Consider the following 18,341-nt stretch of genomic DNA (forward strand, 5'->3'; position numbering starts at 1 on the left):
TTTTTGTTTCAACAGATTCAAACAAGAAGATGGAACAGATGAACGATGTTATCATAGAACTGGATAGTGTTACTAAATGCTACGGTTCGCTGAAGGCAGTAGATAACCTGAGCCTGCGCATTCATAAAGGTGAGATATTTGGTTTGCTGGGCCCTAATGGTGCGGGAAAAACAACCACCATATTAATGATGCTGGGACTTACCGAACCTACTGCAGGCCACGTGCGGGTGTGTGGCTATAATGCCACTACCCAGCCTATTGCCGTTAAAAAGAAAGTGGGTTATATGCCCGATAGTGTTGGGTTTTATGACGGCATGAGTGCTTTGGAAAACCTGGTGTATATAGGCAGGCTGAACGGTGTGCCGGAAAATGAGGTGGAAAGTCGCGCCAGGGAAGTGATGGAGCAGGTAGGTTTAGGCAACGATATGTATAAAAAAACAGCAGCTTACTCGCGCGGTATGAAGCAGCGGCTGGGATTGGCGGATGTGCTGATTAAACAACCCGATGTAATTATCCTGGACGAGCCTACGCTGGGTATAGACCCTACCGGTATCAGAGACTTTTTGCAACTGATTAAACAACTGAGCCTGCAACAGGGGCTTACGGTGTTATTGTCGTCTCACCACCTGCACCATGTGCAGCAGGTTTGTGACAGGGTAGGCATTTTTGTAAACGGAAAAATGCTGGCGGAAGGCAATATTGACACCCTGTCGGGCAACCTGTTTAACCGGGAAGGTTATACCACTACCATCACTTTGGAAGAAGTGGTAGCAGATGCTACAGTACTGGATGCTGAGTTAAAGCACCTGGACGCTGTAAAGCAGGTGCTGATAACAGACAAGCAGCTTTCTTTTACCTGCAGCAGGGATATTACACCAGCTCTTGTGCGGCGGATGGTAGAAAAAGGATATGGTATCACCGGTGTGCACAAGAAGGAGTACGGCCTGGACGATATTTATCAAAAATATTTTGAAAACAATTTAACGGGAGATACAACCGATGAGAAGTCTCGCAGTTTCTTTCAAAAATCTTTCTTTAAAAGGCATAAAAAGCAATAGCAGTAACAGGCAGCAGGCATCGCCATTTCGGGTAATGGTGCATAAAGAGGTGGCCGACCATATCCGAAGCTGGCGTTTTGTTGTTTTGATTGCGTTAATTGTTCTTACGTTCATCACATCTATGTACGTATCTCTGCGCAATATCAAACCTGCGGTAAGCCGTGCTGCCGATCCGGATCATTTGTTCCTGTATCTGAAGCTGCTTACTACAACGGATAATGCTATTCCGCCGTTTCATGTATTTCTTAGTTTTCTGGGGCCTTTGCTAGGTATAAGTGTAGGGTTTGATGCTATAAACGCGGAAAAAAACAACGGTACGCTTATCCGGTTAATGGCACAGCCTGTATATAGGGATAACCTGCTGCTGGCAAAATTTGTAAGCTCGCTTATTGTAATTACTACGCTGTTTGTTTCCCTTTCATTGTTAATGGTGGGAGGGGGACTGCTGATAACCGGTGTACGGATAGAACCGCAGGAACTGCTTAGGATAGGAGCCTTTATCCTGTTTACAATAGTGTATGTATCTTTTTGGTTAGGGCTCTCTATCCTTCTATCCGTAGCTTTTAAACAGGCAGCTACATCAGCGCTTACGGCTATTGGCATCTGGTTGTTTTTTACTGTTTTTTATCCCATTGTGGTAAATCTGGCAGTAAGATCGTTTTTACCAGATCCATCGTTCCTGTCCCGTGATGAAATTGCAGGTTACAATGAAATGATATTGAATATACTGCGAGTGGCGCCTGGGCAGTTATATGCCGATGCCACCACTACGCTGTTAATGCCTTCTGTAAGAAGCCTGGGACCACTCACCATGGAGCAAATGGCAGGAGCTATTCCTTCGCCGCTGCCTTTTAAAGAAAGCCTGTTAATAGTGTGGCCGCAGGTAAGTGGCCTGCTGGCTGCAACAGTGGTATGCTTTGCTGTTTCTTATTACCTGTTTATGCGTCGTGAAATAAGAAGTTAGAAAACTAGATGGTATAAAACGTTAGGAGCGGGGGAAGTAGCCCCGCTTATTTTAGCTGGCTTGCATGGTGTCTGTATCTGCTGTTGCAATCTTTTTAAGCATGCCTCTGAAAATAAAGAAATGAAATGGCAGCATCATCAGCCAATACAGTCGGCCCAATAAACCAACAGGCCTGAAAGTGGCTTCCTGCAGCACCATACCGGTATCTGATATGCTGAATTCCAGCCAGGCTTCGCCGGGCAATCTCATTTCGGCGTATAGCAATAGTCTTTTTTCAGCGCGGCTGGCATACAATACCCGCCAGAAATCAAGACTATCGCCAATGTATAATTGTGTGCTGTTTTTTCGGCCTCGTTTCAGGCCTACGCCGCCGAAAACTTTGTCTAAAAATCCTCTGAATTCCCAAAGCCAATCGGCGTAATACCATCCGGAAGTGCCACCTATGGCAAATATTTTATTAAGTGCATTGTCTGTATTGGTTGCCTGCATTTCTCTCCGGTCTTTAAAACAACCGTATGCAGGCGCCTGCATAGGATAGGCGTGGTAATGAAAGCGCGGTGTGGATACCAGTGCATCTTTCCAGGTAGATAACACCATGTTCTGCTCAATTTTGTCAAATGCCATCCGTATAGCATTCCGGTAATCAATGGGGCGGATATGGAGTTGTTCTGCCAGGTTATTGGGTCTGGCCAGTGTTTCTACTTTCATGCTATCTACCAGGTTACGCGCCAGCAGATAAGAAGTAGATGTTACAAAATAAAGCCAGTAGGATGAAAGGCGCGGTGTTAAAACCGGTACGGTAAATATATATCTTTTCAGCCCGCGCTCTTCTGCATATATTTCCAGCAGGTCTTTATAGGTAAGCCTGTCAGGGCCATATAAGTCGTACGTATTACCAAAAGTGGCTTCTTTCAGCAGAACACCGGTGAGAAATTCCACTACGTTTCTGATGGCAATGGGTTGGGTGTGCGTGTTAAGCCACCTGGGAGCAATCATGACAGGTAATTTTTCTGCCAGATCGCGAATAATTTCAAAGGAAGCACTGCCTGAACCTACTACAATTCCTGCCCTTAATACGGTAACGGGGGCGCGGCCGTTTTGCAGTATCGTTTCTACCTGTTTTCGGGATTGCAGGTGTTTGGATAGCTGTGCTGCATTGGCAATGCCACCGAGGTAAATGATTTGTTGTACAGCAGTACTTTGCAGCGCTTCTGTAAAATGAGTAGCGGAGCGTTTTTCCTCTTCCGAAAAGTTGCCCTGTGTGCTCATAGAATGCACCAGGTAATAAGCCGCATCAATGTTTACAGGAACCAGGTGAGGCGGAATAGGTTGCAGCAGGTCTGCTTCTATAGCGTACAGCCGGGTACTATTATAAATATCACTGTTAAGCCTGGATTTGTCGCGGGTAATACAATATACGGAATGCCCCTGCTCTAAAAGCACGGGCAATAGTCTGCGGCCGATATAACCGGTAGCGCCTGTTAACAGAATGTTCATTGTTTCTATTACAAAAGGCAACCGGTTTTGTTCATGCAGGAAGGTGAACAGCAACTTTATATATATGTTAATCCGGTTTGTTATTGGTGCTTTTCTCTCCTAAAGAAAACCAGTTGCCTGAGTCGTCTTTGAATAGGGCTTCATACCCATAAAATTCCTTTGTTGGTTCTTTTTTAAACTCCACACCTTTAGCCTTCAGTTCTTCATAAGTGGCCAGTAGGTTATTGCATTCAAATACACCGAAGCCGAACGTGCCATTGCGTACCAGGTTTTGCATTTGTAAGGCAGATTCTTTACTGAACATCATACCCTCCTGAATGGCCATTAATGAAATTTCCAGATCGGGCTGCTCTGGCGGGCATACCGTAAGCCAGCGCATGCCGGGCCCCATAGGGGCATCTGTATGTACTTTAAAGCCGAGTTTATTTACATAAAACTCATAGGCACTATCCTGATCCAGCACAAAGATGCTGACATGATTTAATTTGGTGATCATCGCTTTTTTTTTCAAATGTCAGCTATGCCATCAGATGGGATGTATTGAAAATTGCTATTTTGCCAGGTGTTGCTCTAAAAAGCAATTCGGGATAAAGGAGAGTGGTTGTTGCAGCATCCTTTTCTTTCTTTCTATACAGCGCTGCTGGTAATGGGAAGGGGCAAAGCTGGTCTGGCGTTTGAAAAGTATAGAAAACGAACTGACGCTGTCAAAGCCTACTGCAAAACAAACTTCTTTGATGGGCTGGGCTTGTTCCAGCAATAGCCGTGCTGCATCAATTCTAACACTGATAAGGTACTGATGCGGTGTTTTGCCATAAATGGTTTTGAAAAGCCGGATAAAGTGAAACTTGGAAAACCTTGCTTCACCGGCGATATTGTCAAGGTTCAGCATTTCCTGGAAATTATTATCTATAAATAGCTTTGCCTGTACAATTCTTCTGTAGAGGTAAACCGGCGGTATTATTTCCTTTCTTGCCATGTGGTAATTTACAAAAAAAACATTTCCTTCAATAACTGATATAAATAATCAAGGCAACGGTACAGTTTTTTAGTAGCTTTCTGGTATTTTCTCATAAGAAAGAAGAAGGAATTGGAGGAAGACTTTATTATAAGCTGCCCCCTTGTTTATACAAACACGGGAGGCAGCTTTTTCGTTACAGTTTGTGTTAACGAAGGGTTTATTTCACTACCGGAAAATTGCCTCCATCAATAATGAGGTTCGCGCCGGTGATATAAGAGGCGGCGGGCGAAACAAGAAAGTAAACGAGTTCTGCTGTTTCTTCTGGTTCTGCCATTCTTCCTATTGGTACACCACCAACCCTTTCAAAAAGTTTGCTGGTCATTTCCTCCACAGTGATATGGGCTTGTTGGGCATAATCTTCCAAAAAGGTTGTCATAGCTTCTGTTTTATTTAAACCTGGTGATACAGTTACTACTCTTACTCCTTTACTGGCGACCTCTGTAGCCAATGCTTTACTATAGGTGTTTAACGCTGATTTTGCAACACTATAAGCCATCGTAGACTCCCAGATAGGGAACTGGCCGCTGGTAGAAGATATATGAATGATCACACCACTTTTTTGCTCCAGCATTTTAGGCAGTAAAGCCTTGTCTAAACGCACAGAAGACAGCAGGTTCACTTGCAGTGCCTGGTTCCAGTGTTCATCTGTAAGTGTGTTGAATCCGCCACCTGGGAAAGTGTTGGCCCCCATGTTATTAATCAGTATATCTATTCGTCCGAATTGCTCATGAATGGCATTAGCTACTTTATTTACTTCTTCGGCCCGGGATAGATCTGCTGCAATAAACGAGTAGGTTGCATCCGGTTCGTTCGGTTGGTTTCGGGCTGTAACAATAACAGTAGCACCTGCCTGTTCCAGTCTTTTGACAATAGCTTTACCAATTCCTTTTGTTCCGCCTGTTACCAGGGCAATTTTACCTTGTAATACCGCTTCAATTGTTTGTTTACTTTCCATGTTACTTACTTTTTACTGATGCTTTGTTATTTGCCAAAAAATGGATTTACATTAGTTTCGTAAAGTAACTGAAACAGTTGTTTTCCTGTATTCTCACAACACGAATTGGTGGTAACGTTCAGGTAACTAAAAACCAAAAAGTGGTAACATTCATGTAACCAATGAAGAAATTTAAAGAACATACTTCCACCTGTCCAATCGTGTATACGATGACTTATATTGGCGGGAAGTGGAAACCTATTATCCTGGGCCGACTGGTAAATGGAGCGGTAAGATTTGGAAAGCTGGTGGTTCAAATACCGGATATATCGCGTAAGATATTGACCGAACAATTGAAAGAATTAGAGGATGACGGATTGATTATCCGGCATAGTTATAACGAAAAACCACCGCGTGTTGAATATGAACTAAGCGATATGGGTAAATCGGTTATTCCCATCCTGATGGCTATGACAGAATGGGGAGCGCAAATGCACAATGCTATAGCCAAACATAAATAACCGGAGTGAGTGCTGCTAACCTTTTGGGGAAGTGTTACGGAAAAAATATTCGTACGGACGGAAGCTGGGTTTGTACGGACGGAAGTTGGGTTGTGTAGAACCTAAGTGTTGCATGGTCATGCAAACAACTGGTTTGTTCAAATATATTTTCCGTAGGCACGGACAGTGGTTCTGTTTGCACGGACGGAATTTCTGTTTGGTCATACGCAATACTGGTTTGTACGAACGCAAGTTGTGTATGGCCAAACGGAACCCCTGTATGCACAGACGCTAACCTTGTATGGACGGATAGTTTTTCCGTTTGTGCAAACAGGACTTCGGTACGGCCATGCAGAGGTTCCGTTTGTACGGACGAAAAACATATCCGTACGAATATTTTTTCCGTAAGGTAAATTTTAAAGCACGTTAGCCCATATTTTACGTCCGTTCGTCCATTTTTGCTGTGGAATTGACCTGCCATAGGCGTAAGTTTATCCTCAAATAAACCAGGGAATGCGCACCATTTTAATATACGTTGTCCTCTTCTTTTTTGTAGCACAGCCCATTTTGCTAACTGCCCAAACTAAAGCGGATAGCATTAGCCTTATTTTTCCGAAAGCGGTAATTGTAAATAAGAAAAACGAAGTATTACTGGCTTACGATGCTAATAGAAAGGCTTATGAGGTACCCAGTATAGGTACCTTACAGGGGCCGGTTTCTATTAAACAATACCTGGATAAAACGGCAGCAGAGATAGGTGTTACTTTTCAGCGGTTCAGGCTGGGAGGGATGTTCAGTTATATTTTTCCGGATAAATACAGAACTTTTGTGCGTCCTTACTTTGTGGTAGAGGTTACAGGGTATGTCAACGGCAAAGGAGTGGCAGATACCACCTGTAAATGGTTTCCACGTGAGCAGGCTATTCGCCTGATTCCTTATCCCGCATCGGCTTTGATTGTGCGTCAGGTGTTAACGCAGCCACAGAAAGTTTGGGCGGCCAGCTTTGAGGAATATGGATACACCAATCCCGTAGATACTTCTAAAATCCGATTTAAACAGCTGGAAAGCTTTTATCCTATGAACTAGCAAAGGCGATGTTATAACAGTGCCTTTAGTGCCTGGATATATGTGTCGGGTGCCGGATGCTGTGGATTAAGCTGGTGCGCCCTTTCAAAATAGGGCAGTGCTTTCACATATTCGCCTTTTTTATAGTAACATTCTCCTATAGAAAACTCCGCAAGCATACTTTCGGGGTTTTGTGTGAGGGAAAGCGTAAAATCTTCAATGGCTTCGTCCCATAAACCCAGATCCATTTTACAGAAAGCACGATTGTCAATAGCCTCGTAAAAGTAGGGTAGCAGGTCTATGGCTTTGGAATAGGCGTCAATGGCCTCGTGGTGCAGCTGCTGGTTGGTGAATTCGTAGGCAGTGCTGTAATACCGTTGAGCAATGGGGATATAGTCTTCGGGGCGAAGGGTTTCCTGCAGGTAAGTATGATAACCGATTAAATCGGCGGCTATTACAGGCTGGTGGGCCAGTAAAACCGGGTTATTGAAACCTGTGGCGCTGATGGGGGCGTGGTAACCGTAAATTTCCAGATCGTCTACCTGCTCTGCGTTGGGTAATTGTGTAACAGGCGCAAAATGCATCACATGCCAGGTGGCATATTCCTGCACCAGCAGTTTAAAAATATGGTAATTGTTGTCGATGACTGTGTAAAAGATATCGCCTTCAGTAAAGCCGGAATTGCTCATAATTAGGGTTGTTTTGGGTAAAGCTATTTCCTTTCCCCGGTAAAAAAGGAAATGCACCGGCAAAAAATTACCTTTGCCGCATGAAGTTTGAGCAATACCACATTTCTGATGAAATTAAAGAGCGTTTGGCTGAATTAGGCTTTAAGCGTCCTACGGACATACAGTTTAAAGCCATTCCCCCCATTTTAAAAGGAGATGATGTGCTGGCTATTGCCCAAACGGGTACCGGTAAAACGGCGGCTTTTGCAATTCCTTTGTTGCATTTACTGTACCAGAACAATATTGAACACATGCGTAAATACCAGGTGAAATGCCTGGTGATGGTGCCAACACGTGAACTGGCGGTGCAGATAGCCTCTGTGTTCCGGGATATTGGTAAAAACCTGCGTTTAAACATTGTGGGCGTATTTGGCGGGGTAGAGCAGGAGCAGCAGATTAAATTGCTGGAGAAGGGCGTGGATGTATTAATTGCTACTCCGGGTCGTATGTTTGATTTGATTCACCAGGAAAAGATTGACTTGAGCCGTTTAAAAACATTGGTGCTGGACGAAGCCGATCATATGCTGGACCTTGGCTTTATCCGGGATATTCGCGATGTACTGCGACATATCACGCATCCGCACCAGACTTTATTCTTTTCGGCCACCATTGATGCGGATATTAAAGAGATTGCTTACTCCCTGGTTCGTAATCCTATCCGTATTCAGATATCGCCGCAAGACCCGGTTTCCAGAAATGTAAGTCATGCTGTGACCTATATTGAAATGGATGACAAACGTTTTTTCCTGGAACGCCTGGTGAAAGAATTTCCCGATAAAAAAATGCTGGTATTTGTGCGCACCAAAGTACGAGCAGAGCGTGTGGCAGCTGCTATGGAAAGGGTTGAGATTGCCACTTTAACCATGCACGGAGGTAAAGAGCAGGGCGACCGTTTGCAGGTAATGAATGAGTTTAAGAAAGGGGATGTGAAAATGCTGATCACTACAGATGTGAATGCAAGGGGCATTGACATTCCTAATGTAGACTGGGTGGTGAACTATGATTTACCGGATGAGCCGGAAAACTATGTGCACCGTGTTGGGCGTACCGGTCGTGGTGTACAGAAGGGGCAGGCTATTTCTTTTTGCAGCACGGAAGAAAAGCCGTTACTGAACGATATACAAAAGTACCTGGGCAAGCCTATACATGAAATGCAGATTGATAATGCAGCGTATAAGGAAACGATCAGCTTCTCTGATGAAGTGCCTAATGATAACTGGAAACTGCTGATAGAAAAAGACAACGAAGCGGCTGCCAAAGCCAAACGTAAAAAGAAAAAGAAATAATTATATATATATTAGAATACCCCCGGCTTATACCGGGGGTAAGCAGTTGACAATAAAACATATGTCTTCCGCACCGTGCCGGTCAAGAACTCCGGACGGTTACAATTCCATTTTTACTTATTACTGATTAATACAGGTAGTTCAATGCTATGATATCATAGCTGTTGAAGGTGCGGTTGCCACCGTTTGAACAGGCCAGCATCCAGGAATTGGCGTTGGCTGTTGAAGGGGTGCCTGGAATAAGAATAGCGCCTACATTGGATGCGCCTTCGTTTACTGCACTGCCGCCGCAGCTGTAAGCCCTGTTATAGTAATCGGTGTGACGGAAACCGATACAGTGACCAATTTCGTGCTGTATTACAGAACCCACATATAATACGTTGGGGTTGCTGCCATAAGCGGCTGAATTGGTGTTCATCAGGATGCTGCTGTAAGGCGCACCTGAGCTGGTTGGAAAACCAGACGAACCAAGTGTAATGTACCCACCGCTTGGACCCTGGTTAAAGCCGGTAATGGTAATAGCGGCTGTGCCAGAGGTAATGCGGGAGAAGGTAATGCTAAGGCCAAGGCGGTTATACCGGGCAATAGCTGTGTCGGTACCTGCAATAAAAGCGCTTCCCAGGTTGCTTACTTTAACAGTAATGTTCCGGGGGGCAGACACCACGTTGGTAGTTCTGTACTGTTCTGTGCCTGCTATACGTAGCAACTTTGCAGAGTTGTTGCCATTCAGCAGTTCTTCAGTAAGTACAATGTCTCCTTCTACCAGGTAACCATCATTCACTTTACGAACGCCGTCCGTTCCAAAACCCAGGTTCTTGATTTTTACCAGTGTTTCTGCACTGATAGGTGCTGGTTCGGTGTTGATGTTAGCGTCGTGTTTTTGACAGGAAGTAGCAAATGCGCCAATAGCCAGCGCGAGGAGGAAGTGTTTTCTCATATGTATGTAAATTTCATCTAAAATAAAATGTGGATGTCATAAATGCAATTAATATGTTAATTATTTATTTACTTTTAATAACAAATTTTATAAATGAAAAAATATTTGCTGCTTATACATATATTTTTTCTTTCAACCGTTGCGTTCACCCAGGAAAATAACCAGCTGAAAGAACCTATAACACCTGCACTGCATCACAGGCTTTCGCCTGCTATTACAAAATCGCTGAAAGATAGTGCTGTGGCAGAGCGTCGTATTTATACTATCACGGTATCTGATACCGCTGCATTTGAACTTTTTTTACACGAAAACAGGAACACCATACAGGTGAAAGGGTACTGGAAAGAAACGAGCCTGTATTTAATAGCTACCAGCACACGCATTTTTTACAAACATATTATGCCTTTACCTTACCTGGTATTTGCAGATGCACGCACCACGCGGCCACATACAGAACTGGCTATAAGTGATTTTAATCATACCTATAATACGATCAATACCACGCATGCCATGTTTCCATCCGTTACCGGAGAAGGGATCACCGTGTCTGTTAAAGAGAACTTGTTTGATACTACTGATATTGATATCCGCCATCGTATAAAGCCTACTGCAATAGCTAGTAACACTACCGCCACACATGCCAGCACTATGGCTACTTTAATAGGTGGTGCAGGTAATACCTACTATACCGGAAGGGGTGTTGCTAAAGCGGTAACCTTATCTTCCTCCAGTTTTGATGTGCTGCTGCCCGATACCAATGCATATAGCTTATATGGTATCAGCGTACAAAATCATTCTTATGGTGTGGATATTGAAAATTATTATGGCAGTGATGCGGCTGCTTATGATGCCAGCATGATAAAAGATACAGCGCTGGTGCATGTGTTTTCTACGGGCAACATAGGAACGGATAAAGCGGTGGGGGGCAGGTATGATGGCATACCCGGCTATTCTAACCTCACCGGCAGTTTTAAAATGGCTAAGAACATTATTACAGTGGGGGCTATCGATTCATTGTATAATGTTTCGGCATTGAGTTCGCGCGGGCCGGCTTATGATGGACGTGTAAAGCCCGAACTGGTGGCTTATGGCCAGAATGGAAGTTCGGAAGCAGCAGCCCTGGTAAGTGGTGCGGCTGTGTTGTTGCAGCATGCTTACCGGCAGCAGCATAGCAATGCTTTACCTGCCAGTGCTTTGGTGAAGGCTATGCTGGTAAACAGTGCCAGTGATGTGTTGCAGAAAGGGCCTGACTTTACTTCGGGTTATGGTGTGGCCAATGTATATAAGGCTATGCAAGCCCTGGTGAATGGTCAATGGATGCAAGGCAGTATACAGCAGGGGCAAACCGTAACCCTGCCACTTACTATACCCGGCAATAGCAGTAGTGCCAAAATTACCCTGGTATGGAATGATGTTGCTGCAACACCTAATGCGGCAACTGCACTGGTAAATGATGTAGACTTAGAATTGTATCAACCGGCAACCAACACCGTTTGGCAGCCCTGGGTGTTGAACACGGCGGCTTCTATTGATTCATTACAATTGCCCGCTGTGAGGGGCAGGGATAGCATCAATACGCTGGAACAGGTTACGCTGGATAACCCGCCAGCCGGTAGCTGGCAAATACGTGTAAAAGGCCGTACGGTAAAAGGTATACAGCCTTTTTATATCGCTTACCAATTTGACACGGCAGAGACATTTACCTGGCTGGCTCCCAGGCATACAGATAACTGCATACCTGCCAGCACCAATATATTAAAATGGGAATATCATGGCGCACAAACCACCGGGCAACTGGATATCAGCTACGATAAAGGTGTGCACTGGCAGGTGCTGGAAGCACAGGTGCCGTTACAGGCACCTTACTATAAATGGTATGCTCCGGATACTTTTACAACGGCACTGGCCCGGTTAACGATTGCAGGTACCCGGTATCTTTCCGATACGTTCTCCATTTCCTATCAACAATATCCGGCCGTAGGTTTTAACTGCACAGATTCACTTATGTTGTACTGGCCTTCTTTGCCTGGTGCAGTAAGTTATCAACTTTACCAGTTAAAGGATAAATACCTGGAGCTGTTACAGGGGCATATCACAGATACCAGCCTGGTAGTATATCTTCCCGATGCTGCTTATGCCTATTACGCGGTAGCCCCGGTAAATGGGGACGGGCAACCAGGGGGCATTAGTTACTCTATTAATTACCAGCAGCAGGGGGTGGCCTGTTATTTTTATGGCTTACTGGCCGATTACCAGGGCGATAATACAGGCCTTATCACTGCACAATTAGGCAGCTTATATAATGTAAAAGCAATTAGTATAGAAAAGCAGGTGGGAAACGGCTGGAAGGTATTAAAGAGTTATACCGTTAGCGATGATAAAATATATACCATAACGGACAGTAGCCTGGTAAGTGGCCCTAATAATTACCGAGCTACACTTACCACCACATCTGGTAGCTATATTACCAGTGAGGTGGCCAGTTTGTATTATTGGAAGGAGGACGAATACATTGTGTATCCTAACCCGGTTCGCACCGGCCAATTATTACAATTACTGTCGCAGGACCCTTTTAATAAAGTAGCAAGTCTCTATAGCATCAATGGCGCAAAAGTGTGGCAGCAAACAATTGCCAATACGCTGGAACAGCTTCCGGTGGCACATTTGCCTGCGGGCGTGTATGTGCTGGTTATTTACAACAGCGAGGGCAAAATGCTTACCACCAAAAAGATCGTTATTCAATAATAAAGGGGGAAGGGGATACCACTGCGCTAAAAAGGTATCCCAAGGTTTACGTACGGTATTACTTTTTTCGACTGTTCTGAATACATAGCACTTATTTCCAGTGGCCCTAACAGGAAGTTATAGCCGAAAGTAAGGGCATACCCACTTAAATAGCTGGCTTTTCCTATGCGGGAGTTGGAGGTGATAACATCGCGATAAAGCAGGTTGGCCCTGCCGGTAATAAAGATATTGGTGTACATCTGGTAGCGTAGTGCCAGTTGAAAATTGGCCACACTGCTGCTGTAGGTGGTGCCTTCATTTAAGCCGGCGAATAATATCTGGTTTCGGAATTCGGTGCTAAGGCCGCCTACATAATAAGCATTTAACGGGCCTTGTTTATCGTTAAAGTTTACACCGGCCTGCAGATACTCAATAAGGGTAACGCGTTTGGTAACCGGTACATAATGTACAAAGGTAAATGTAGCGCGGGTAAACGCGCCATAATTAAAACCCAGGGAGTCTGCTGTTACGGCTTTACCGGTGCGATAAAAGTCAACCTCTGGCGATGTACCATACACTCCACCTACTTCCAGGTTAATTTTTACGCCTTTATGCGGGTATACACCGTTGCTTAAGGAGTTGTATTTATAGAAGGCATAGGTATTGTGTTGCTGGTTGCTGCCTTTTACTTCCAGGTTATTGGTAGATATGCCCGGTGTGTAATGGAAGGCTTCAAAACGATGTCCTACACCCAGCGACATGTTACGGGTAAAAGAAGCAGAGAAATTGGCCTCTGCCTTAAAGTACAATTGCTGGTATACACCATCTCTTTCGCTGGTGTTATTGTAGGTATTAAAACCTACCTGTTCCAGTTGCAACAGGCTGTTGATGGATATACGGTCAAGACGGTCTAAATACTGCAAATGCTCTGCACGCAGGCGCATGTTTTCACCAATGTTCACCGTAACCAGGCTGCGTGAACGGGAATAAGGAACAAAGAAGTCGCGCGAGGTAAGGTTGCCTATTAAGCTGATACCGCTAAAGGTATTATAGTGAATGCCCAGTTTGGCAAAGGTGAGGGGGTGCTCCTCGGCTGTAAAAATGATTTTGGCAGTGGAATCGGTCAATGGCTCCAGGCGGTAAATGATCTTCTTATAATATCGGGTGCCAAAAGCGACCCGGATATGATCGTTCAGGCTTTGAGCGGAGTACCATTTATTGCGCGCAAACTGCATCAGGCTTAAGAAAAAGTAACGATTGGTGCGGTGTAAGCCCTCAATGGCATAGTCCGTAATCTTTACTTCATTCACCTGTGGCAGCGGAGTAGGCGGTACTGTGTCTTTGCCATAAAGACGATCCAGCGAATCGGCCAGTTTTTTAAACGTGGGATACATTTTGCGGCCTGCTTCAATACCTTCATTGATAATTTCATCGCTGGAGCTAAAGCTGCCCATAGTGTAGTTTTCCAGTTGATGATTCACCAGCACCTGGCAAAGTTGTTTTTCTTTGTTGGTGTTTTCATCTTCTCTGAAAAAGGCAATCTGTAGTAATATCTGGAATACGTTATTGATCTTTTCTGCCGGTAATAAGCCACCGGATACGTTGCTGCCAATAACAAAATCTGCTCCCATGTCAATAGCGTCATGTACCGGGAAGTTGCGTACAATGCCACCATCTACCAGTTTACGGCCCTGGTATTCTACGGCAGTGAACACTGAAGGGATGGCCATGCTGCTGCGCACGGCGCTTACTATTTCGCCGCGGTCCAGCACCACTGCCTGCCCGCTGGATACGTCAGTGGCAATACAGCGGAACTTTTTAGGAAACTTCATAAAGTCCTTCATCTTATACACGGGGAAAAAGAACTCACTGAATTTGAGCCATAGCTCTTCCGATTCCAGCATACCGCTGGGCAGGCGGAAGCCGCTGTTTACCCAGGGTAGTTCTATGGCATATTTATCGTACTCTTCTTTTTCTTCCATGCCCATGGAATGCAGGGATGCTGCGTTGGACATCATTAAATCCCAGTTGGTGGTGCGGGCAATTTTTTCCAGGCTGTCGGCTGTATAACCAGAGGCATATAAAGCGCCGATAATACTGCCCATGCTGGTGCCTGTAACATAATCGATTTTTAAACCGGCTGAGTCGATGGCTTTCAAAATGCCGATATGAGCAAGCCCTTTGGCGCCTCCGCCGCTAAGGGTTACGCCTATGTGAGGTCTTGTGTGACGTGCGGGCTGGGCAACAGCAAAAAAAGGTACACATAGGATAATAAAAAGTATCAGTCGGTTGTCGTGCATAAAGGAATCCTAAGCTACTGAATTTTAATGTAAAAATTGATCCGGGGCAGTAAATGCTTTTGTAATATTGTCGCATGAGTAATGCCGTGATAATTAACATTGATAAGCTGATAAATGTTCGGGAAGAATACCCCCTGTTACAAGGGGGGGCGCTGGCGCAGTTGCCTGTGAGGCAAAACGCCTTTTTGCGCATCAGGGACGGGCGGATAGTGGCTACAGGCAGCATGCCGCAATGGGAAGCGGCGGATAACGAAACGGTTATTGATGCGAAGGGGGGCAGTGTTTTACCGGGCTGGTGCGATAGCCACACACATATTGTGTTTGCCGCTACCCGGGAAGATGAATTTGTGGATAAGATAAAAGGACTGAGCTATGCAGAAATAGCAGCTAAAGGCGGTGGGATACTCAACTCGGCCCGCAGGCTGCGCACTACCAGCGAAGATGATTTGTTGGAGATGGCATGGCAACGGTTGCACAAACTGGTGCACCAGGGAACAACCGCTATTGAAATAAAAAGCGGTTACGGATTAACGTTGAACGATGAATTAAAAATGTTGCGGGTAATTCAACGGTTAAAGCAAAAAGCGCCTATTCCGGTAAAAGCCACTTTCCTGGGGGCGCATGCGATTCCGGAGGAATATAAAAACAATACCGAAGGCTATATTAACCTGGTGATTGATGAAATGTTACCGGCTATTGAAAAAGAAAAGCTGGCAGATTATGTAGATGTGTTTTGTGAAAACGGCTTTTTTTCGGCGGAGCAAACCTGGCGTATTGGGCAGGCTGGTTTGAAACATGGGTTATTACCTAAAATACATGCCAACCAGTTAAGCCTGTCGGGGGGGGTGCAAACCGGCGTGAAACTGGGTGCTGTTAGCGTAGACCACCTGGAAACAATGGATGAAGAAGCGATACAGGTGCTGGCCAATAGTAATACGATTGGTACTTTATTGCCTACCGCCGCCTTTTTTCTACGTATGGCCTTTCAACCGGCGCGGCAGCTGATTAATGCAGGATGCGCCATTGCGCTGGCCAGTGATTATAATCCCGGCTCCAGCCCCAGCGGAAACATGAACCTGGTGGTAGCAATGAGTTGTATTCAAATGAAAATGCTACCCGAGGAAGCTATTAATGCCGCCACCATCAACGGTGCTTATGCCATGCAGGTGCAGCAGGAGGTGGGCAGTATCACTACCGGTAAACTGGCCAACCTTATTATTACCAAACCTATTCCCTCTATTGCTTACCTTCCTTACTCTTTCGGAGATAACCTGGTTGAAAAAGTAATAGTGAGAGGAAGTGTATGGGAATAAACAAAAAACAGCAAAGAAGGGATTTGTACATAGAGTCGGTTGAAAACGACTTTCACCTGCACATACTTGCCCGCGAGCAGGGATTGGACTTTTTAATAGACCTGTTTAATAAGGTACGCCCCCGCAAGGGTAAGGATAATGCCGAAACCCGACTGCAACTGGTGATAAAGCAATTACAGGAAAAGCCGCACCTGTTGCAAAATTTACGGGTAGCAGTGATGGCACAATTGGGGCATACCAACTTTGTTCCGGCGCTTACAGAAAGCGGGATGTTGTTGTCGCGCGGCTTTGTGCAGGAGCTGGGTTCGCGCCTGAGCCATAAACTGTTGCCCTCTCTGCAGCAGGAAGATGAGTTGATCTATATCCTTAACCGCATCTTTTATAAAAAGAATGATTACATATGGGTAGAAGCGATTGACCGCAATACCTGGAAAGCTTTTTTTGATCAGCTGAATATTTCTTTGCATCAACAACATACCAGTTTACCGCAACAGTTACGGCAGGCTTTACTGGTGCTTTCGTACCGGGTGGCTAATTTTTCGCTGGACCCGGAAGTGGTAAGATTTTTACCGGAAGAAATGCAGGCCAATAATGTATTTATCCGGCAAAATCATATCATTAACCAGCTGCAAACCAAGGAGGAGTTTCACATACCTGATACCTATGCTTTTCCGGGTATAGACACTTTGAATGGCCTGGTGGATGAGTGTATGGATACGGTGCAGCGTATACAGGAATTACAGGCCATTAAAGGGGCCAGCCTTTCATTAAGCTATCTAACGCTTTCTATGCGTTACAATCTTGCCCGGATGAAAATTCTGGCAGATGTGCTGGAAAACAATAAAAACTTTACTACTGATAAACTGGTTGATTTTTTCAGGCTGGAAGTGCATTACGAGAAAAGAAAGAACAGTATTCGTGAATTGTTCTCGCGCACTTTTGGACATATCGCGTACCAGATAGCAGAGCATAAGGGCACCAAAGGGGATAAGTACATTACTACCACCCGGCTGGAATATGCTAAAATGATGGTAAGTGCTATGTGGGGTGGATTGATCGTGTGCTTAATGGTGCTGTTTAAAACCCTGTTGGGCAAAGTGCATATGTTGCCTTTATGGTTGGGGGCTGCTTATAGTGTAAACTATAGCCTGGGTTTTGTAGCTATTGAAGAAACCAAAGCTACGCTGGCCACGAAGCAGCCTGCTTTTACTGCCAGTGCTGTTGCCGGCTCGCTGGACGTGCGCAAGAACGAACAACCCAACCTGTATAGTTTAGCTATTACTGTGGCGCGGGTAACCCGCAGCCAGTTTGCTTCTTTCTTTGGTAACCTGGTAGTGGTGTTTCCGGTTACTTATTTAATAGCCTGGTTGTATGATCTCTGCTTTGCCCATAAGCTGGTGGAAGGACCACAGGCCATGAAACTACTGATAGACCAGCATCCCTGGAAAAGTCTTTCTTTATTATATGCCTGCAACACGGGTGTGTTTTTGTTTGTGAGCGGGTTGATTGCCGGTTTTATACAAAACAAGATACAATACAGCCGTGTGGCCGAACGTATGCAAATGCACCCGGTAATGCGCCTGACCATTCCGGGCGACCGCTTGCGGCGGCTGGCACATTATATAGAGCATCATGCGGGTAGTTTAACGGGGAATATTGTACTGGGCTTTTTTCTGGGTATGAGCAGTGTGGTGGTGAAGTTGTTTGGTATTCCTTTCGATATCCGGCATATCACCATTTCAGCAGGTAATGTGGCGATGGGGGCTTACGGCCTGGGGTTGCAAAATATACCGTGGCAGTTGCTTACCCAGGTAATAGCGGGAGTGCTGGCGATAGGGTTTTTTAACTTCCTGGTAAGTTTTGCGCTGGCGTTTATTGTAGCCGTAAAATCGCGCGGAATACGATTGAGGGATTATCCGGAATTTATCAGGATATTGTGGCGCTATTTTAAGAAATATCCATTCGATTTTATCCGGCCCCGGAAAAACGGTGGCATAACGGAGGCTTGATCCATACC

15 protein-coding genes are annotated in these 18,341 nt (G+C 45.1%); 8 read left to right on the plus strand and 7 right to left on the minus strand.

Annotated features, from left to right (window positions below):
- Positions 1-29: 29 nt before the first annotated feature.
- The gene (locus FLA_RS11245; RefSeq protein ID WP_231940425.1) at positions 30-1,058 is read left to right on the plus strand and encodes an ABC transporter ATP-binding protein; all 1,029 of its coding nucleotides are present in this window, start codon (positions 30-32) and stop codon (positions 1,056-1,058) included.
- Positions 1,000-2,022: an ABC transporter permease gene (locus FLA_RS11250; protein ID WP_076380556.1), complete on the plus strand. Its 1,023-nt coding sequence runs from the start codon at positions 1,000-1,002 to the stop codon at positions 2,020-2,022. Before FLA_RS11245 ends, FLA_RS11250 begins: the two co-directional genes overlap by 59 nt.
- A 51-nt stretch (positions 2,023-2,073) precedes the next feature.
- Here FLA_RS11250 and FLA_RS11255 read toward each other — a convergent pair whose 3' ends face one another.
- The 4 genes from FLA_RS11255 to FLA_RS11270 all read right to left on the minus strand — a co-directional run bounded on the left by FLA_RS11255 (position 2,074) and on the right by FLA_RS11270 (position 5,492).
- Positions 2,074-3,519: an SDR family oxidoreductase gene (locus tag FLA_RS11255; protein WP_076380617.1), complete on the minus strand. Its 1,446-nt coding sequence runs from the start codon at positions 3,517-3,519 to the stop codon at positions 2,074-2,076.
- A 67-nt stretch (positions 3,520-3,586) separates the two neighbouring features.
- Entirely contained in the window at positions 3,587-4,015 is a 429-nt protein-coding gene (locus FLA_RS11260; protein WP_076380557.1) for a VOC family protein, read from the minus strand.
- A gap of 54 nt (positions 4,016-4,069) precedes the next feature.
- Positions 4,070-4,495, minus strand: a complete 426-nt coding sequence (locus tag FLA_RS11265) for a helix-turn-helix domain-containing protein (protein ID WP_231940426.1) — start codon at positions 4,493-4,495, stop codon at positions 4,070-4,072.
- Positions 4,496-4,694: 199 nt separating this feature from the next.
- Positions 4,695-5,492 carry an SDR family oxidoreductase gene (locus FLA_RS11270; RefSeq protein ID WP_076380558.1) on the minus strand — a complete coding sequence of 266 codons (798 nt, stop codon included), beginning with the start codon at positions 5,490-5,492 and terminating at the stop codon, positions 4,695-4,697.
- A gap of 161 nt (positions 5,493-5,653) precedes the next feature.
- Between FLA_RS11270 and FLA_RS11275 the strand changes: the two genes are divergently transcribed.
- Together FLA_RS11275 and FLA_RS11280 are read left to right on the plus strand one after the other, a co-directional pair.
- Positions 5,654-5,992, plus strand: coding sequence for a winged helix-turn-helix transcriptional regulator (locus FLA_RS11275; protein WP_076380559.1), 339 nt, complete (start codon positions 5,654-5,656; stop codon positions 5,990-5,992).
- A gap of 492 nt (positions 5,993-6,484) precedes the next feature.
- Positions 6,485-7,057, plus strand: a complete 573-nt coding sequence (locus FLA_RS11280; protein WP_076380560.1) for an NUDIX hydrolase — start codon at positions 6,485-6,487, stop codon at positions 7,055-7,057.
- An 11-nt stretch (positions 7,058-7,068) separates the two neighbouring features.
- On the opposite strand, the gene FLA_RS11285 is transcribed toward FLA_RS11280, so the two are convergent.
- On the minus strand, positions 7,069-7,725 hold the full coding sequence (locus tag FLA_RS11285) for a tetratricopeptide repeat protein (protein ID WP_076380561.1): 657 nt from the start codon (positions 7,723-7,725) through the stop codon (positions 7,069-7,071).
- Between the two features lie 80 nt (positions 7,726-7,805).
- Here FLA_RS11285 and FLA_RS11290 point away from each other — a divergent pair, with 80 nt between their 5' ends.
- The gene (locus tag FLA_RS11290; RefSeq protein WP_076380562.1) at positions 7,806-9,050 is read left to right on the plus strand and encodes a DEAD/DEAH box helicase; all 1,245 of its coding nucleotides are present in this window, start codon (positions 7,806-7,808) and stop codon (positions 9,048-9,050) included.
- A gap of 127 nt (positions 9,051-9,177) precedes the next feature.
- Here the strand turns inward: FLA_RS11290 and FLA_RS11295 are convergent, their stop codons facing one another.
- Complete coding sequence (locus tag FLA_RS11295; protein ID WP_076380563.1) at positions 9,178-9,987, minus strand: M57 family metalloprotease; 810 nt, start codon at positions 9,985-9,987, stop codon at positions 9,178-9,180.
- A 93-nt stretch (positions 9,988-10,080) separates the two neighbouring features.
- Here FLA_RS11295 and FLA_RS11300 point away from each other — a divergent pair, with 93 nt between their 5' ends.
- Positions 10,081-12,732 carry a S8 family peptidase gene (locus tag FLA_RS11300; RefSeq protein ID WP_076380564.1) on the plus strand — a complete coding sequence of 884 codons (2,652 nt, stop codon included), beginning with the start codon at positions 10,081-10,083 and terminating at the stop codon, positions 12,730-12,732.
- 26 nt (positions 12,733-12,758) lie between these two features.
- On the opposite strand, the gene FLA_RS11305 is transcribed toward FLA_RS11300, so the two are convergent.
- Positions 12,759-15,011 carry a patatin-like phospholipase family protein gene (locus tag FLA_RS11305; protein WP_076380565.1) on the minus strand — a complete coding sequence of 751 codons (2,253 nt, stop codon included), beginning with the start codon at positions 15,009-15,011 and terminating at the stop codon, positions 12,759-12,761.
- 74 nt (positions 15,012-15,085) lie between these two features.
- Between FLA_RS11305 and hutI the strand changes: the two genes are divergently transcribed.
- Entirely contained in the window at positions 15,086-16,324 is a 1,239-nt protein-coding gene (gene hutI / locus FLA_RS11310; RefSeq protein WP_076380566.1) for an imidazolonepropionase, read from the plus strand.
- Positions 16,315-18,333, plus strand: a complete 2,019-nt coding sequence (locus tag FLA_RS11315) for a site-specific recombinase (RefSeq protein ID WP_076380567.1) — start codon at positions 16,315-16,317, stop codon at positions 18,331-18,333. Before hutI ends, FLA_RS11315 begins: the two co-directional genes overlap by 10 nt.
- The last annotated feature ends 8 nt before the right edge of the window (positions 18,334-18,341 follow it).

Origin of the sequence: Filimonas lacunae (assembly GCF_002355595.1) — a bacterium.
Classification (GTDB): Bacteria; Bacteroidota; Bacteroidia; order Chitinophagales; family Chitinophagaceae; genus Filimonas; species Filimonas lacunae.

Bases quoted from the DNA above. Each gene is read 5' to 3' on its own strand.
- FLA_RS11245 (WP_231940425.1), top strand. From the start codon at position 30: ATGGAACAGATGAACGATGTTATCATAGAACTGGATAGTGTTACTAAA.
- FLA_RS11250 (WP_076380556.1), top strand. From the start codon at position 1,000: ATGAGAAGTCTCGCAGTTTCTTTCAAAAATCTTTCTTTAAAAGGCATA.
- FLA_RS11255 (WP_076380617.1), bottom strand. From the start codon at position 3,519: ATGAACATTCTGTTAACAGGCGCTACCGGTTATATCGGCCGCAGACTA.
- FLA_RS11260 (WP_076380557.1), bottom strand. From the start codon at position 4,015: ATGATCACCAAATTAAATCATGTCAGCATCTTTGTGCTGGATCAGGAT.
- FLA_RS11265 (WP_231940426.1), bottom strand. From the start codon at position 4,495: ATGGCAAGAAAGGAAATAATACCGCCGGTTTACCTCTACAGAAGAATT.
- FLA_RS11270 (WP_076380558.1), bottom strand. From the start codon at position 5,492: ATGGAAAGTAAACAAACAATTGAAGCGGTATTACAAGGTAAAATTGCC.
- FLA_RS11275 (WP_076380559.1), top strand. From the start codon at position 5,654: ATGAAGAAATTTAAAGAACATACTTCCACCTGTCCAATCGTGTATACG.
- FLA_RS11280 (WP_076380560.1), top strand. From the start codon at position 6,485: ATGCGCACCATTTTAATATACGTTGTCCTCTTCTTTTTTGTAGCACAG.
- FLA_RS11285 (WP_076380561.1), bottom strand. From the start codon at position 7,725: ATGAGCAATTCCGGCTTTACTGAAGGCGATATCTTTTACACAGTCATC.
- FLA_RS11290 (WP_076380562.1), top strand. From the start codon at position 7,806: ATGAAGTTTGAGCAATACCACATTTCTGATGAAATTAAAGAGCGTTTG.
- FLA_RS11295 (WP_076380563.1), bottom strand. From the start codon at position 9,987: ATGAGAAAACACTTCCTCCTCGCGCTGGCTATTGGCGCATTTGCTACT.
- FLA_RS11300 (WP_076380564.1), top strand. From the start codon at position 10,081: ATGAAAAAATATTTGCTGCTTATACATATATTTTTTCTTTCAACCGTT.
- FLA_RS11305 (WP_076380565.1), bottom strand. From the start codon at position 15,011: ATGCACGACAACCGACTGATACTTTTTATTATCCTATGTGTACCTTTT.
- hutI (WP_076380566.1), top strand. From the start codon at position 15,086: ATGAGTAATGCCGTGATAATTAACATTGATAAGCTGATAAATGTTCGG.
- FLA_RS11315 (WP_076380567.1), top strand. From the start codon at position 16,315: ATGGGAATAAACAAAAAACAGCAAAGAAGGGATTTGTACATAGAGTCG.